13 protein-coding genes are annotated in these 14,203 nt (G+C 60.7%); 7 read left to right on the top strand and 6 right to left on the bottom strand.

The window, feature by feature from the left end; all coding sequences use genetic code 11:
- Nucleotides 1-83: 83 nt before the first annotated feature.
- The 5 genes from GWQ31_RS11190 to GWQ31_RS11170 form a co-directional block, all read right to left on the bottom strand.
- Nucleotides 84-899: a cobalamin-binding protein gene (locus tag GWQ31_RS11190; protein ID WP_275909368.1), complete on the bottom strand. Its 816-nt coding sequence runs from the start codon at nucleotides 897-899 to the stop codon at nucleotides 84-86.
- Nucleotides 892-1,842: a cobalamin biosynthesis protein gene (locus GWQ31_RS11185; RefSeq protein ID WP_059168968.1), complete on the bottom strand. Its 951-nt coding sequence runs from the start codon at nucleotides 1,840-1,842 to the stop codon at nucleotides 892-894. Before GWQ31_RS11185 ends, GWQ31_RS11190 begins: the two co-directional genes overlap by 8 nt.
- Entirely contained in the window at nucleotides 1,839-2,531 is a 693-nt protein-coding gene (mtnN, locus tag GWQ31_RS11180) for a 5'-methylthioadenosine/S-adenosylhomocysteine nucleosidase (protein ID WP_265431203.1), read from the bottom strand. The genes GWQ31_RS11185 and mtnN overlap by 4 nt, the downstream gene beginning before the upstream one ends.
- A gap of 103 nt (nucleotides 2,532-2,634) precedes the next feature.
- Entirely contained in the window at nucleotides 2,635-3,393 is a 759-nt protein-coding gene (locus GWQ31_RS11175) for a transporter substrate-binding domain-containing protein (RefSeq protein WP_265461323.1), read from the bottom strand.
- 97 nt (nucleotides 3,394-3,490) lie between these two features.
- Nucleotides 3,491-4,423, bottom strand: coding sequence for a ZIP family metal transporter (locus tag GWQ31_RS11170; RefSeq protein WP_275909367.1), 933 nt, complete (start codon nucleotides 4,421-4,423; stop codon nucleotides 3,491-3,493).
- A gap of 367 nt (nucleotides 4,424-4,790) precedes the next feature.
- Between GWQ31_RS11170 and GWQ31_RS11165 the strand changes: the two genes are divergently transcribed.
- On the top strand, nucleotides 4,791-6,422 hold the full coding sequence (locus GWQ31_RS11165; protein WP_275909366.1) for a methyl-accepting chemotaxis protein: 1,632 nt from the start codon (nucleotides 4,791-4,793) through the stop codon (nucleotides 6,420-6,422).
- Nucleotides 6,423-6,773: 351 nt separating this feature from the next.
- Here GWQ31_RS11165 and suhB read toward each other — a convergent pair whose 3' ends face one another.
- Nucleotides 6,774-7,577 carry an inositol-1-monophosphatase gene (gene suhB / locus GWQ31_RS11160; protein WP_005310327.1) on the bottom strand — a complete coding sequence of 268 codons (804 nt, stop codon included), beginning with the start codon at nucleotides 7,575-7,577 and terminating at the stop codon, nucleotides 6,774-6,776.
- Nucleotides 7,578-7,776: 199 nt separating this feature from the next.
- Between suhB and GWQ31_RS11155 the strand changes: the two genes are divergently transcribed.
- The 6 genes from GWQ31_RS11155 to GWQ31_RS11130 all read left to right on the top strand — a co-directional run bounded on the left by GWQ31_RS11155 (nucleotide 7,777) and on the right by GWQ31_RS11130 (nucleotide 14,054).
- Nucleotides 7,777-8,232 (top strand): hypothetical protein, encoded by a 456-nt coding sequence (locus GWQ31_RS11155; RefSeq protein ID WP_275909365.1) that lies wholly within the window; start codon nucleotides 7,777-7,779, stop codon nucleotides 8,230-8,232.
- Between the two features lie 195 nt (nucleotides 8,233-8,427).
- A complete protein-coding gene (locus tag GWQ31_RS11150) occupies nucleotides 8,428-9,090 on the top strand; it encodes a glutathione S-transferase N-terminal domain-containing protein (protein WP_021139807.1) in 663 nt (220 codons plus the stop codon).
- Between the two features lie 236 nt (nucleotides 9,091-9,326).
- A complete protein-coding gene (locus GWQ31_RS11145) occupies nucleotides 9,327-10,856 on the top strand; it encodes an ABC transporter substrate-binding protein (RefSeq protein WP_275909364.1) in 1,530 nt (509 codons plus the stop codon).
- Nucleotides 10,853-11,815: an ABC transporter permease gene (locus GWQ31_RS11140; protein ID WP_265461327.1), complete on the top strand. Its 963-nt coding sequence runs from the start codon at nucleotides 10,853-10,855 to the stop codon at nucleotides 11,813-11,815. The genes GWQ31_RS11145 and GWQ31_RS11140 overlap by 4 nt, the downstream gene beginning before the upstream one ends.
- Nucleotides 11,816-11,817: 2 nt before the next feature.
- A complete protein-coding gene (locus GWQ31_RS11135) occupies nucleotides 11,818-12,624 on the top strand; it encodes an ABC transporter permease (RefSeq protein WP_169046347.1) in 807 nt (268 codons plus the stop codon).
- Nucleotides 12,621-14,054: an ATP-binding cassette domain-containing protein gene (locus tag GWQ31_RS11130; RefSeq protein ID WP_275909362.1), complete on the top strand. Its 1,434-nt coding sequence runs from the start codon at nucleotides 12,621-12,623 to the stop codon at nucleotides 14,052-14,054. Before GWQ31_RS11135 ends, GWQ31_RS11130 begins: the two co-directional genes overlap by 4 nt.
- Nucleotides 14,055-14,203: the final 149 nt, after the last annotated feature.

Here is a 14,203-nt window from a genome sequence, read left to right as displayed (position 1 = left end):
TGACGAGAAGGTTTTCAGACACAACAAGACGCCGGCAGATGCCGGCGTCTCTGTTTTCAATATCGCTGTGTTAGTGCCAGTGGCTATTTTGCTTGCACGCGAGCGATGGCATTACATACCTGCTCCACGGCATTGAGCGCCCTCGGGGTGAAGCGGTGCAGTTCATCCGAGTTGATGAGTTGCAATCGTTGATGTTTGACCGCATCGACCATGGGCCATTGTTGCCAGTGACGTAAAGCGTCAGGATCCTGGCTACCAGCCAGAATGAGCGCAGGGTCAGACTTGATCACCTGCTCCAAATTGACCTGAGGGTAAGGGGTTCTGGCGCCAGCCATCAGGTTCTCTGCACCGCACAGTTCGATGGCCTGGGCTGGCCACGCCGAGCTGCTGACGCTGGTCAGGGGCGGATACCAGAGCTGATAAAACACCTTGATATGGTTGGGCTGACCATAACGTTGCTTGAGCGCCGCCAATCTGGCGAGGTAGGCATCGGCCTGAGTGTTCGCTGTCTGCTCCAGGTCCAGCAGTGCTCCCAGCGCCCGAATTTCGGTGGCCAGGGAAGCAAAATCCGTGGGCTCAGAGTAGAACACAGGGATCCCCAGCTGTTCGACAGGTGCCAGCATACGGGATTGGGCAGAGCGCCAGGCCACGACCAGATCCGGTTTCTGGGCCAGCAGGGCTTCAAGGTTGATGCTGCGGTAGTTGGCCACGTGCGGGCGATCGTTCACTTCTGGCGGAAAATCCGATGCATCATCGGTGGCGACGATGCGATCGCCTGCCCCGACGAGGAACAACAGCTCGGTCAGATGGGGGGTCAGACTGACGATGCGCATCGGTGTTGCAGCCTGCAGCGTCAACGACCAGCAGAGCAGGCAAAGCAGGGCGAAATAGTTAACCATGGAGCTGCTCCAGCACTGTGAGCAGTGCGGCCAGTGCGAGCCAACCCCAGCCAATCAGTTGCAACCGGTTGAGTACGCGTAGCGCAGTGGCGGCTGCCGGGTCGTTTGGTGCATCAAATACCGGGAAGCGGAACAGGGTGTCCTGATAATAGCGGGGGCCACCCAACCGGATGCCAAGCGAGCTGGATAGTTGGGCGAGCAAGATGCCCATGGCGGGGTAGGGCCACTGAATGGCAGTGCGCATCCTGGCGCCTAGCTGGCGTAGTTGAGTCAGGCACAGGGGCAATGCCAGCAGCAGTATGGCTGGGGTGCAGAGGGCCTGATAAAGCACGGCGGCGGCGCGGCCGAAGTGGCTGAATGTCGCTTGTTTGGGGCTCCAGCCCTGATCCATCAATTGGGCGAGTCGCCATAGCAAGGCGCCCTGAACGCCTGCCAGTGCAAACCCCAGCAAGGGACCCGCCCATTGTCCTGCCAGGCGCAGTGCACAGGTCTCGCTGATGGCCTTGGCAATCCCCATCACGGAGAGCTTGCCGGTATCGCGCCTGAGCCAGGGCGCTGCCTGCATGCGGGCAACGACCAGCGTCTCCTGGCTTGCCAGGGAACGGGTTGCCTTGGCCAGCTCGCGCAACGGACGGGACTCTATCATCAGCAACAGAAACAACAGGTCAAACAGCGGCTCGGAGAGGGAGAGGTTGCGCACCGCCCAGAGTCCGGCGGCGCATGGCAGCCAGACGACCAGCAGTGCCAGCAGACCGGCTTGGAATTGCTGCCTGGACGCGCCATCGGGGCGGTGAACCTTGTGGCCCAGGCGGGTCAGCAGGGGCACCAGGGCAGAGAGTCTGAACTGGGCAGGCCAGGGCAGTATGGCTTCCAGCAACGCGGCCCCGAGCAAAATGGCCGCCGGAGTGGCGGCCATGTGTTCCAGTGTGGCGAGGTCGATCACAGCTTGCCGAGCATCTTGATGATCATCTCGGCGGAATGCTGGCCCGCCACCTCGATGAAGGCATCGAAGGATTCAACCTGTTCCTTGCCTGCGATGTCCGACATGGCGCGGACGACCAGATAGGGCACCTTGAACATGTGGCACACCTGGCCGATGGCGGCCCCTTCCATTTCGACCGCCAGCATCTGCGAGAAATCGGCACGGGCCTTCGCAATCGCCTCGGGCTTGCACATAAACTGATCACCTGTGCAGATGAGGCCAACTTTGGTCTGATGCTTGCCTTGCTCGGCGATGCAATCCTGTGCCACCGCGATCAGTTTCCCATCGCAGGGGAAGGCGGCAGGTTGCTGTGCCATCTGGCCCATCTCATAACCAAAGGCGGTCACGTCCACATCGTGAAAGCGCATCTCATCGGCGATGACCACATCACCGATGTGCAGATCCTGAGCGAAGCCGCCAGCTGAGCCTGTGTTGATGACACAATCCGGGGCAAATTTTTCCAGCAGCAGGCTGGTGGCGACACTGGCGGCGACCTTACCGATGCCGGAGCGAGTGAGGATCACCTCTTTGCCTGCCAGCTTGCCTTGATAGAATTCGCAGCCGCCCAGTTGCAGCGTGGTTGGCTCGTTCATCTGGCTGCGCAGCAGGGCCACTTCCTGTTCCATGGCGCCGATAATACCTACTTTCATCACTCACCTCGTCTCGATGGCCGCACGGCCGAATAAGTTGTTGTGGATCATAACAAAAGTTGGTGATGGCGCCGAGCATTCAGATGACGCGGGGAAAGATACGCTAGCGGTAATGCTCGACCAGGCTGGCCAGCTCCCCGCTGTTGGCGACTTGCTGCAGCGTGTTGGCAAACAGGCCAAGCCGCTCGGGCGAAGTCTGCTGGTAAAACAGGATATAAAAGGGCGTTTCCTCCATGACCGTCGGGAGTACGCGGATCTGGCTGGCGAGGTTGTGCTGGCGGATATCGAATTCAAAACCCGGTGAGCGGTAATAGACGAAACGTCCCCGTTTCATCAGCAGCTTGTGGTAATTGGCTGAACTACTGATCCCGCCGCTATCTATGATGAGACCGCCTATGGTTTGCAGCCGCGCTATGGCGCCGCTGCCATGATTGATAAGGATGGTGCCCTCCTTGCCGAGTGCCCTGACATCATCCCAGCCTTTGACCTCGACAGTGTCGTCGCTGCGCACCGCCAGGTGGTAGCGCACGGTAAACACAGGTGGTTGCAGATAGATGAACTGATGCCGACGCGCCGGGTTGTCGCCGACACCACAGATAAAATCGAGCTGGCCATGCCGCACGCTCTTCTCCAACCGCCTTAGCGGCAGGAAGGCTTGATCGCCCTGGATGCGCAGGGCGGGTTCTCGCTGCTCCATGAGGCGAAACAGGTCGACGCAAATGCCGCCGATCCGGCCATCCGGGTTTCCAATGTACTTGGGAGCCGATTCCGGTTGCGCCGCCGTGTGATAAACCTCGGGGGAACTGGCTGCCCAGAGTACAGGGGCAAGCAGGCAAAGCAGTGAGGCCACCCAGGATCTCATGTCATGCAGGCCCTCGATAAAGGCTCGGGGAGATCCCGATGCCAGCTATGTCAGTATCGTCAAAGAATGAGATATCAGGCTACTTATCAGCATGTTATCAACCCAAGGCGGTGTCGAGGGTCATCATCAGGGCAAAGCCGGCCATCAGGCCCAGAGTGGCGTGGGTCTGGTGACCATTGCGGTGCGTTTCCGGGATCACCTCGTGGGAGACCACAAACAGCATGGCGCCCGCCGCCAGCCCCAGTCCTATGGGATAGGCGATGGCCATGCCGCTGGAGAGGCCGACCCCAAGCAGGGCGCCGAGGGGTTCGAGCAAGCCGCTTGCTATGGCAACCAATACCGCAACCCAGGGTCTGAATCCGGCGGCGCACATGGCCAGCGCCACCGCCAGCCCTTCCGGAATGTCTTGCAGGGCGATGGCCGTGGTCAACGGCAGCCCCACCGACATGTCCCCCTGGGAAAAACTGACCCCGATGGCCATCCCCTCCGGCAGGTTGTGCAGGGCAATGGCAAACACGAACAGCCATACCCGGGAGCACTGCTGGTGACCTGGGCCGCAGGGGCCTGTCTTGTCGTGCTCATGGGGGGTGAACTGATCCAGCCCCAGCATCAGCAGCACCCCCAGGGTCATGCCGGCCACCACTACGGCCGCGGCGAGAAAGCCATCCCCTGTGATCCCTTCTGCTGCTTCGAGCCCCGGCAGCAGCAGGGAGAAGGCGCTGGCGGCCAGCATCATGCCGGCGGCAAAGCCCAGCATGGCATCTTCCACTCGTTGTGGCACGGAACGCAAGAAGAGTGCTGGCAGGGCGCCGAGGGCGGTGGCGGCAAAGCCCGCTACCCCGCCGATGAGACCATAACGGACGCCTGTGCTCATATCGTCAGTCGCCAGCATGATGAGGCTCTGCAATAGCAGCAGCAAGACGGCGGCCTGCGCGATGAGCAGACCGAGGGCGGTCAGTGGGCGAGCCTGCACCTGCTCACGCAGTTGGACTGACCAGGAGGAAACAGGCAGGGCTGACACGTTATCCATAAACTAGACCTCTCTACAGCAGATGAGGATGGCTTGTAACCATCCTGTGCATTACACCCAGCCTGACCGGCTTTGTCCATGCCCGCCCGTCGATTGTCCCCATCGGCTAACTATTTGAAATGATTTGGTCGCTATAAAAAGTGCGTGATGAAAGTCTGATTATGGGGGAAAACAACTTGCTTTCTCGCCGATAAACCCGGTGAAGGAGTGAGCGGTTTTATGGTAAAGTGCCGCCCTCGCGAAATCCGCCCTTCCCTTGGTCTTTCGCAACGCCCCACCTCCCGGCAGGAATGCCTGGGTATCAGCTCATACGGATGTGATCGCCACAGTGCACCTGCTTGTCAGCAGTTGAGGATCACCAGCCACCATGTTTTATAAAAATCTGTCTATCGGCAAAAAGATTGCCGTGGTTTTTGCGGTCATTGCCGCCGTCAATGTGATATTCGGTATTTTCCTTTCCAGCGAGTTGCGCGGCGTGCGCGACCGCGTGCTGAACTTTACCGACTCCACCCTGCCGAGCGTGCTCTCGGTAGAAAAATTGCTCTACGACGTCTCCTATGTGCGTCGTGCCCAGTTTGCCCTGTTGATGGTTGACGATGCTGCCGATCTGCAGGCCCGTCGTGGCCGCATCCAGGACAATGTCCAGAAGGTCGAGCGTGCCTTTCGTGCCTACGAGTCAACGGTCGGCGCCGATCATGAGCGTCAGGTATTCAATCGTGCCAAGCAGGACTGGCTCCAGTACCTGAACTCGGTCAATGCCGTTGATCAGATGCTGGTGCAAGGTCAGCCTGCCGAGGCCAAGGCGTTGCTATTCCAGTCAAACGCCGCCTATGGCGCCCTGGAGCAGTCAGTCAACAACCTGGTGGAGGTGAATCTCGGCTTCGTGAAAGAGAATCGGGGCAGCCTGCTCGACAGCGTCAACATGGTGACCAGTTTTGCCATGGTGAGCATCGGCGGCTTGCTGCTGTTCATGATGGCCATGACCTGGTTCCTGACTCGCCAGATCTGTTTGCCGCTGTACGCCGTCGTGGCACAGGCCAACGCCATCGCCTCCGGTGACCTGACCCATCAGCTGGATCGTCAGCACATAGGTCGCGATGAGCTGGGTATGCTGGCCAAGGCATCCCTCAAGATGCAGGACAATCTGCGTGGCCTGATTGAAGAAGTGGTGGCTGCCGTGACTCAGCTTGGTGCCGCCATCGAAGAGGTGAGCGCCGTTTCCGAACAATCGGCGCAGGGGATCCAGAGCCAGCAGCAGGAGATCTCTCTGGTCGCGACCGCCATGACCCAGATGAAGGCGACCGTGGCCGACGTGGCCGGCAACACGGAGACAGCCTCCGAATCTGCCAGCTCCGCCAACGCCCTTGCCCGTCGCGGCAATCAGGATGTGCAGAGCTCGCTGGTGGCCATTACCCGGGTTGCCGAGGAGATTGAACAGGCGGGGACCCTGGTCGCCGAGCTGGAGCGTGAATCTGCCCAGATCAATCTGGTGGTGGACGTGATCCGCGGCATCGCCGATCAGACCAACCTGCTGGCGCTCAACGCCGCCATCGAGGCGGCTCGTGCCGGTGAGCAGGGTCGTGGCTTTGCCGTGGTGGCCGATGAGGTACGAACCTTGGCGGGTCGCACCCAGGCATCCACCGGCGAGATCGTTGCCATCATAGAAACCCTGCAGGCGCGCGCCAACCAGGCGAAAGAGGTGACAGGTCAAAGCTGTGACATGATCCGCCAGTGCGTAGTGCAGAGCGAGCAGACCAGCAACGGCATTCAGCAAATTGAAGAAGCGGTTGCCCAGATTGCCGACATGGCCATTCAGATTGCCAGTGCCTGTGGCGAGCAGGATGCTGTCTCCGATGAGCTGGGTCGCAACGTGGAGCGGATCAATGAATCCTCCAACGAGGTTGCCATCGGCGCCGATCATACCGCCCGTGCCTGTCTGGAGCTGAGCCAGCTGGCCGCTGGTCTGAAGCAGACCATGGGTCGCTTCCGCCTGGCTTGATGACAGGAGGGCAGTGCCGGGTCGGCTCACGCTGAGCTGGCACTGTCCCGTTGGATTGATAACAAAACCCGGCTCAGGCCGGGTTTTGTTATTTGGCAAAGATGACAGTACTCAAAAGGCCGGCACTCAGTGGATAAGCCCCCCGCTTGTGGCTGAGTGAGCTAAGGTGAGCAGGTTGCAAAGGGGAGGGGGTTGATATCGTGAGTGCATGTGTATAGCAAGCTCCCGGCTGAGGGTATGGTAGGTGCCGGGCAGGATTGTTTTGCGGCTTTGCAGATAGCTGGCTTTGCGATAGACATAAAAAAACCCGGCCTGGGCCGGGTTCAATGTGTGTGCGCTGCGGGTAACGGCTTACTTGGCCAGAGATTCCGGCAGGTTCTCACGGATCTTGCCGAGCATCTCTTTCAGGACACGCGGGTTGGCAACCACTATGTTGCCGGAGTTTTCGTAGTTGTGACCACCCACGAAGTCGGTGACGATGGCACCGGACTCTTTGGCCAGCAGTTCACCGGCTGCGGTATCCCAGGGCTTGAGGCCGATCTCCCAGAAACCATCGACGCGACCGGCGGCCACATAGGCCAGATCCAGTGCGGCAGAGCCGGAACGACGGATGTCGGCACATTCGATGAACATGCTCTGGAACATCTTCAGGTAAGGCTCGATGTGATGCTTCTGCTTGAATGGGAAACCGGTGGCCAGAACGGTGCCAGCCAGCTCTTTGGCCTTGCCGACACGGATGCGGTAGCCGTTCAGCTGAGCGCCGTTACCACGGGTTGCGGTAAACAGCTCGTCACGGATGGGATCGTAGACGACGGCTTGTTCTGTCTTGCCCTTGACGCGCAGGGCGATGGAGACGGCAAAGTGCGGAATGCCCTTGACGAGGTTGGTCGTGCCATCCAGTGGGTCAATGATCCATTGGTAGTCCGGATTGGTACCGGCAATCTCACCAGACTCTTCAGCAATGATGCTGTGTTCCGGGTAAGATTTTTTGATGGTGTGAATGATGGCCGCTTCGGCGTCACGGTCAACGTTGGTCACGAAGTCATTGCTGCCTTTCTGGATGGCCTCGATGTTTTCGGGCTGGGAAAAGGCTTTTACTACTACTTGACCGGCGTTGCGCGCAGCGCGCACGGCGATATTCAGCATCGGATGCATAGGTTCACCACTGGATGTTAAAGAACGGGGGATAAAAGGACGCGGTATGATACCAGTCTTTTCGATAATGGCAACCGTTATACGCCTTCTCCCCGACCTTGGCGACTGCCAGATCTGACGGCTCCAATACAGACTCTTTTTGGTCTAGTCTTATGGCAGTAGCCGAATAACAGGCTGCATGAGCATAGGGATGTGGATCATGAATTTGTCATTAGTCAGTCAAAAACCGTCGGCAGCAACTACCCAGGGACTGCTAGCGGCGTTGAGAGCATCAACCGGATATGGCGCCTACTTCGACGAGGTGAATATTACCCAGCCATCGCAATGGCAGCCGGGTAAAGAGGAGGCGGCCATTCTGCTGCTCGATGGCGATACTGTCTGGCCCGAGTTCGGTTGGCAGCGAAGTGGCGATAGCTTCGGCTTGCCGGTATTGCCGCTGCTGATGCACAGGGGGGATGACTCCCTCACCATTCAGGGGCCGGATGTACGGGATCCCCGTTTTTATTTTGTCTCCAATGGCATAGAGCTGGCCGAGTCTGAACTGGCTGATCCCGCCTGCAGCCGGGTGCTATTAAACAAGCTTGAGTCCTACTTTCCGCTGCTGTCCCGCCTCATTCTGCTGCGCCAGCGCCAACCCATGGGGTTGTGCAGCTAACCTGGCGTCCTCTTTTATCGGGCTGTTCAAGCGGCGCAATATTTGTCATAACTGGCCGATATTGTGCCGCTGCTGCGAGATGCGCAGCCCACATCCAATTGTCTTGTTGCATGTGTACATAGCACCAACCCGGATCCGGCACAAATGGGCCGAGGTTAGCCTCTGCGCCCGGGCCTGAATCACAAGGAGTCCATGATGATCGATTTTTATACCGCAGCCACCCCCAATGGTTTCAAGGTGGCGATTGCCCTCGAAGAGCTGGGCTTGCCCTATCGGGTGATCCCGCTCGATTTGTCGGCGCTGGATCAGAAAAAGCCCGAGTTTCTGGCCATCAACCCCAATGGTCGAATCCCGGCCATCGTCGATCGGGATAACGGCGATTTCGCGGTGTTCGAGTCCGGCGCCATTTTGCTCTATCTGGCAGAGAAGGCAGGCAAGTTGTTGCCGCAGGATCCCAAGCGTCGCTCCCAGGCCATCCAGTGGCTGATGTTCCAGATGGGCGGTGTCGGTCCCATGATGGGGCAGGCCAACGTCTTCTATCGCTACTTCCCGGAGAAGATCCCGGCCGCCATCGAGCGCTATCAGAAAGAGGGGCGACGCCTGTTCGAGGTGCTCGACACCCATCTGGCGGAGCACGAGTATCTGGCCGATGAGTACAGCATCGCCGATATCGCCACCTGGCCTTGGGTGCGAATCTATGACTGGAGCGGTATCTCCATCGACGGGTTGACCCATCTGCAAGCCTGGATGGCACGTATGGCGGCTCGCCCCGCCTGCCAGAAAGGGATTGCCATACCGCCGCGCAACGAGGATCCGGCCGATCTGGTCAAGCAAGCCCAGCAGATGGTGACTCGCTAAGCTGACAAGATGGCCCCGTGACGGGCCATCTTTTTTCTCGCTTCTCCCCCTTGTCTTCACATCACCATTTCCCGCCGTTGCATCATTCATGCTCGCTGAGAAGGATCGTCTGGCCCCGCTATTAACTCCCTACAAACGAGTGATTCATCAAGAGTGGAAAGTCATTCTGCCTGATTAATTGTTATGTTATAACGACAACCTTTCAGTTGATGACAATGATTATTCGGATGGAGACGATGACAAAAAAATACGCCTATTCAGGATGGTGTGCCCTGGCGTTGCTGGCAGGCATGAGTGCTGGTGCCCATGGCAAGCCGCTGACCATGGTGGGGCCATGGGAAATCCACAGCATCGACCCGGCCAGCAACGGTGTCTTTTTTACCCGTTTGCAGGTAGCCGAGACCCTGGTCGACGTTGACAGTCAGGGAGGCTTGCAGCCGGGGCTGGCCAGTGATTGGTCCCGCTCAGAGGATGGCTTGCAGTGGCGATTCACGCTGCGCCCCCACGCCCATTTTCACGATGGCAGCAAGGTGAATGCCGAGCAGGCTGCGTTTGCGTTGCAACAGGCTTGGCGCAAACCAGGGGTACTGACCAGCGCACCGATTACCGCCATTGAGGCCAAAGAGGGGGCGCTGCTTGTCACCCTTGCCCACCCCTTCGCCTCGCTGGCGGCTGTGCTGGCCCATCCCAGTACCCAGATCCTGGCCAGGGGGGCCTATGACGACAAGGGGGAGGTGACGCAGGTGATTGGATCCGGCCCCTATCGCATTACCCGTTTGCAGCAGCCTCAGCGGATCGAAACAGCGCGTTTTGACCGCTGGGATGGCCCAAAGGCCGCCATCGAGCAGGTCAGCTACCTGACGGTCGGGCGCGCCGAGAGCCGTACCCTGATGGCAGAGAGTGGTCAGGCCGACATCGCATGGGGGCTGGATCCGGTCAGCATACGCCGCTTGCAACAAGCGCCCAGGGTGAGCATCGCCTCTGTGACCTTGCCACGCACCATACAGCTCAAACTCAATGGGGCCGATCCACGCCTGAGCGATCCGGCCGTGCGGCGTGCGCTCAGTCTGGCCATCAACCGCAGCGGCATGGCGGCAGCCCTGCTACGGGATCCCGAGATGGCGGCGACCCAGCTTTTTCCTCCCAGTCTGAAGGAATGGCATCAGCCCGGCTTGACACCGCTTGCCTATGACGTGCAGGCGGCGCAAGCGGCCTTTGCCGCGGCAGGCTGGCAGAAGGGGGCTGATGGCGTGCTGCACAAAGGGAAGGAGCGCTTCACTCTGACCCTGCGCACCTTCCCGGATCGCCCCGAGTTGCCTCAGCTGGCGACGGCGTTGCAGGCACAGTGGAAGGAAGTGGGTGTCGAGCTCAAGGTGGCGGTGGGCAATTCGAGCGAGATCCCGGCAGGTCATCAGGATGGCTCGCTCCAGCTCGGTCTTTATGCCCGCAACTATGCGTTGGTGCCGGATCCGCTGGTGACCCTGCTGGGGGACCTGGCCCCTGCCGGAGCCGACTGGGGGGTAATGAACTGGCAATCCCCTTTACTGACAGCTCAACTGGCGCGGCTTGGTCGTGAAGCCTTGCCCATGCAAGAGGCCGCCATGCTAAGACGTGACATCGCCGCTACCTTGCAACAGGAGTTGCCGCTGCTGCCCATTGCCTGGTATCGCCAGAGTGCAGCCGTCAGCCGCCAGCTCAAGGGTTTTGAACTGGATCCCCAAGAGCGCAGTTATTACCTGACCAGGCTGACTTGGGGTGCGCAATGACAGGCTTGCCCTTGTCTGCTGTCGTGGGCGTCCTGAGTCAGCGTCTGGTACAGGCACTGATGGTGGCGCTGCTGGTGGCCGGGCTTTGTTTTCTGATGGTGCAATCCCTGCCCGGGGATATCGCCTTTCGCATCGCAGCCGGTCGCTATGGCTATGACTATGTCACCGCAGAGGCGGCGAGCGCCGTGCGCCATGAGCTGGGGCTGGCCGAGTCGGCCCTGTCCCGCTTCGGCGACTGGCTGGCCGCCTTGCTCCAGGGGGATCTGGGCAGCTCGCTGGTCACCGGGGCTCCGGTCGTCGGTGAGATTGGTCATCATCTGGGGGCGACTGTGTCGCTGGCACTGGCCGCCGTTGTGCTGGCCCTGTTGCTGGCGCTGCCCCTTGGCAGCCTGAGCGCCTTGCATCCGGGGGGGCTCTGCGATCGGCTGACTCTGGCCTGGAGTGTATTGATGCGGGCACTGCCGCCCTTTCTGCTTGGTCTGGTGCTGATGGTGCTGCTCTCGGTGGAGCTGGGCTGGTTCAGTGCCGCCGGGCACGGGGAGGGGCACAACCTCTGGCTGCCCGCCCTTACTCTGGGGCTCGGCCTGTCCGGCGTGCTGGCCCGGGTCGTGCGAGAAAGCGTGCTCACTGTCGTGCAGTCCGATTATTACCGCTTTGCCCTCACCAAGGGGCTGTCGCCAGCACGGGTATTTCTGCGCCATGGGTTGCGCAATACAGGGGTTAGCGTCATTGCCTACACCAGCGTACAGCTGGTGCTCCTGATTGAAGGTGTGGTGGTGGTCGAGAGTCTGTTTGCCTGGCCCGGCATCGGCCATGCGCTGGTGCATGCCATTTTCTGGCGCGACGTGCCCATGGTGCAGGGCACAGTGCTGGTGCTGGCTGCGCTGTTTGTGCTGCTCAACACCCTGACCGATCTGCTCTGCCTCGCCATTGATCCTCGCGGTCCCAAGGAGTCTTGATCATGTCTCTCTCATTGAAAGCCGGTGCGAGCCTGCTCCTGCTGGTGGTGCTGTTTGCCTTGCTGGCACCGCTCATCTGGCCCGATCCTGCCGCCCAGGATCTGGTCAACTTTCTGGCCGCCCCTTCCTGGCAGGAGCCCCTCGGGCGGGATCAGCTGGGGCGCAGCCTGATGGCGCGTCTGGCCGCGGCTACCCGCTTGTCGCTGCTACTGGGGATCCTGTGCGTCATGACAGCCGCCCTGCTCGGTTCTCTGCTGGGGTGGCTCTCGGCCTGGCGTGGTGGTTGGGCAGACGGGCTGCTGCGCAGCCTGGCCGACGGTGTGCTGGCCCTGCCCAGCCTGCTGCTGGTGCTGTTGTTCTCCGCCATGGCTCAGGGCGGCTTTGCCATCCTCTATCTCGGTCTGGCCATGGCGCAGTGGGTGGAATACTACCGGGTGGTGCGGGCCCGCAGTCGCACCTTGCTCGCATCACCCCAGGTGGAGGCGTCCCGTCTGCTCGGTTTTGGCAACGGCTACATAGTGCGCCGTCACCTCTGGCCCGAGCTGGCACCCCAGTTGCTGACCATGATGGCGTTCGGTCTGGCGGGGGCCATTCTGACCCTCTCCACCCTGGGCTTTGTCGGGGTGGGCATTCAGCCTCCCACCCCCGAGCTGGGGCTGATGATGACGGAGGCGTTGCCGCACTATCAGGAGGCTCCTCGTCTGCTGCTGGCCCCCATCATGGTGATGGGATTGATGTTGCTGGCACTGGTGCTGCTCAACCAGAAGGCAGTGCCCCATCCCCGTTCTGCACAAGGAGCCAGGTCATGACTGCTATTCACATCAAGGGCGTGCAGGTTGGCGATGGCAAGCAGACCTTGCTGCAAGCGCTGGACTTGACCCTGACTCCCGGCAGTGCCCTGACCCTGGTGGGGGAGAGTGGCTCGGGCAAATCCCTGCTGGCCCATGCCCTGATGGGCACGCTGCCTGCACCGCTACTTGGGCAAGGCCAGCTTGAGGTGGCCGGTCATCACTACGATCTGGCCGAGCCCCATCAACTGCGTGCCCTGTGGGGGCGGGAGCTGGCGATGTTGCCGCAAGAGCCTGTGATGGCACTCGACCCTACCATGGGGCTGCTGCACCAAGTGGAGGAGGGCTGGCTTGCGGGAGGTCAACAGGCCCGCTCGCGGGCGAGAGCCTCCCTCGAGCACCTGGGGCTTGCAGGGCGTGAGCGTCATTTCGCGCATCAGCTTTCCGGCGGCATGGCCCAGCGTGCCGCCTTTGCGGCCGCCACCCTGGGGCAGGCCCGACTGCTCATCGCCGACGAGCCCACCAAGGGGCTAGACAGTCTGGCCCGCGCCAGGCTGCAAGGGCTGCTGCTGGGCTATCTGGCGCAGGCTCGTCAGTTGTTGACCATCACCCACGACCTGACTCTGGCCCGGGCGCTGGGCGGCTGGGTGCTGGTGATCAAGGGGGGCGAGATAGTGGAGCAAGGCCCTGCCGAGCGGGTGTTGCATCACCCGGCCCACGCCTACACCCGGGCCCTGCTGGCGGCAGAGCCGGCGGCCTGGCCCAAGAAAAGTGCACCGGCCACAGGCGACTGGTTGCTCAGGGGGGAGGAGCTGACCATGGGGTATGGCGAACAGACCCTGTTCCAGGGGCTCGATGTGCAACTGGCACAAGGGGAGCGGCTTGCCATCATGGCGCCGAGCGGTGCGGGCAAGAGCACCCTCGGCAATGTGCTGATCGGTCTGCAGCGTCCCTTGCAGGGGCATGTGGTGCGCCGGGAAGGGGTCGCTCACCATCGCTGGCAGAAACTCTATCAGGATCCTGTGCAGGCGTTTGCCAGTCGGGTGCGCCTCGGGACCCTGTTTGACGATCTGCTGCGCCGCCATCGGTTGCCCCGTCAGCGTCTCATCGATTATCTGGCGAGGCTTGGGCTCGATGAGAGCTTGCTGAGGCGTCTGCCGGGTCAGGTATCGGGGGGCGAGTTGCAGCGGTTGTCGCTGATCAGGGCCCTGTTGCTGCGCCCCGTTCTACTGTTTGCCGATGAGCCCACCTCCCGGCTCGATCCCCTCAGTCAGCAGCAGACCATGACCTGCCTGCTGGAGGAGCTGGGAGAGATCGGCTGTGCCCTGCTGCTGGTGACCCATGACGAAGCCCTGGCCGACAAGGTGGGGGAACGCTGCCTGCGGCTGGGGATAACGGCAGGCACCCAAGATGAGGGGCTGGATGTTGCCCGCGTGCGGCGGACAGTATGATGACGAGGTCTGAAGGCATCTTGTCGATGATAACCCCTTGATGTGTGTCGCTGACGGGGTGAATAACCCCGTCACATTAGAAAAACTAGGGAAAGCTGATTATAAAGATTCGTTCGTTTTTCGTGATCTGAATCACTAAGATCACCCCA

This window comes from Aeromonas sp. 2MA4 (genome assembly GCF_029237305.1).
Lineage (GTDB): Bacteria > Pseudomonadota > Gammaproteobacteria > Enterobacterales > Aeromonadaceae > Aeromonas > Aeromonas salmonicida.
This window is presented reverse-complemented; position numbering and strand designations above follow the sequence as displayed.

Excerpts from the sequence above, each read along its gene's own strand:
- GWQ31_RS11150 (WP_021139807.1), top strand. The coding sequence starts at position 8,428 with ATGATCGATTTTTATACCGCAGCCACCCCCAATGGTTTCAAGGTGGCG.
- GWQ31_RS11135 (WP_169046347.1), top strand. The coding sequence starts at position 11,818 with ATGTCTCTCTCATTGAAAGCCGGTGCGAGCCTGCTCCTGCTGGTGGTG.
- GWQ31_RS11155 (WP_275909365.1), top strand. The coding sequence starts at position 7,777 with ATGAATTTGTCATTAGTCAGTCAAAAACCGTCGGCAGCAACTACCCAG.
- GWQ31_RS11170 (WP_275909367.1), bottom strand. The coding sequence starts at position 4,423 with ATGGATAACGTGTCAGCCCTGCCTGTTTCCTCCTGGTCAGTCCAACTG.
- suhB (WP_005310327.1), bottom strand. The coding sequence starts at position 7,577 with ATGCATCCGATGCTGAATATCGCCGTGCGCGCTGCGCGCAACGCCGGT.
- GWQ31_RS11175 (WP_265461323.1), bottom strand. The coding sequence starts at position 3,393 with ATGAGATCCTGGGTGGCCTCACTGCTTTGCCTGCTTGCCCCTGTACTC.
- GWQ31_RS11165 (WP_275909366.1), top strand. The coding sequence starts at position 4,791 with ATGTTTTATAAAAATCTGTCTATCGGCAAAAAGATTGCCGTGGTTTTT.
- GWQ31_RS11145 (WP_275909364.1), top strand. The coding sequence starts at position 9,327 with ATGACAAAAAAATACGCCTATTCAGGATGGTGTGCCCTGGCGTTGCTG.
- GWQ31_RS11190 (WP_275909368.1), bottom strand. The coding sequence starts at position 899 with ATGGTTAACTATTTCGCCCTGCTTTGCCTGCTCTGCTGGTCGTTGACG.
- GWQ31_RS11140 (WP_265461327.1), top strand. The coding sequence starts at position 10,853 with ATGACAGGCTTGCCCTTGTCTGCTGTCGTGGGCGTCCTGAGTCAGCGT.
- mtnN (WP_265431203.1), bottom strand. The coding sequence starts at position 2,531 with ATGAAAGTAGGTATTATCGGCGCCATGGAACAGGAAGTGGCCCTGCTG.
- GWQ31_RS11130 (WP_275909362.1), top strand. The coding sequence starts at position 12,621 with ATGACTGCTATTCACATCAAGGGCGTGCAGGTTGGCGATGGCAAGCAG.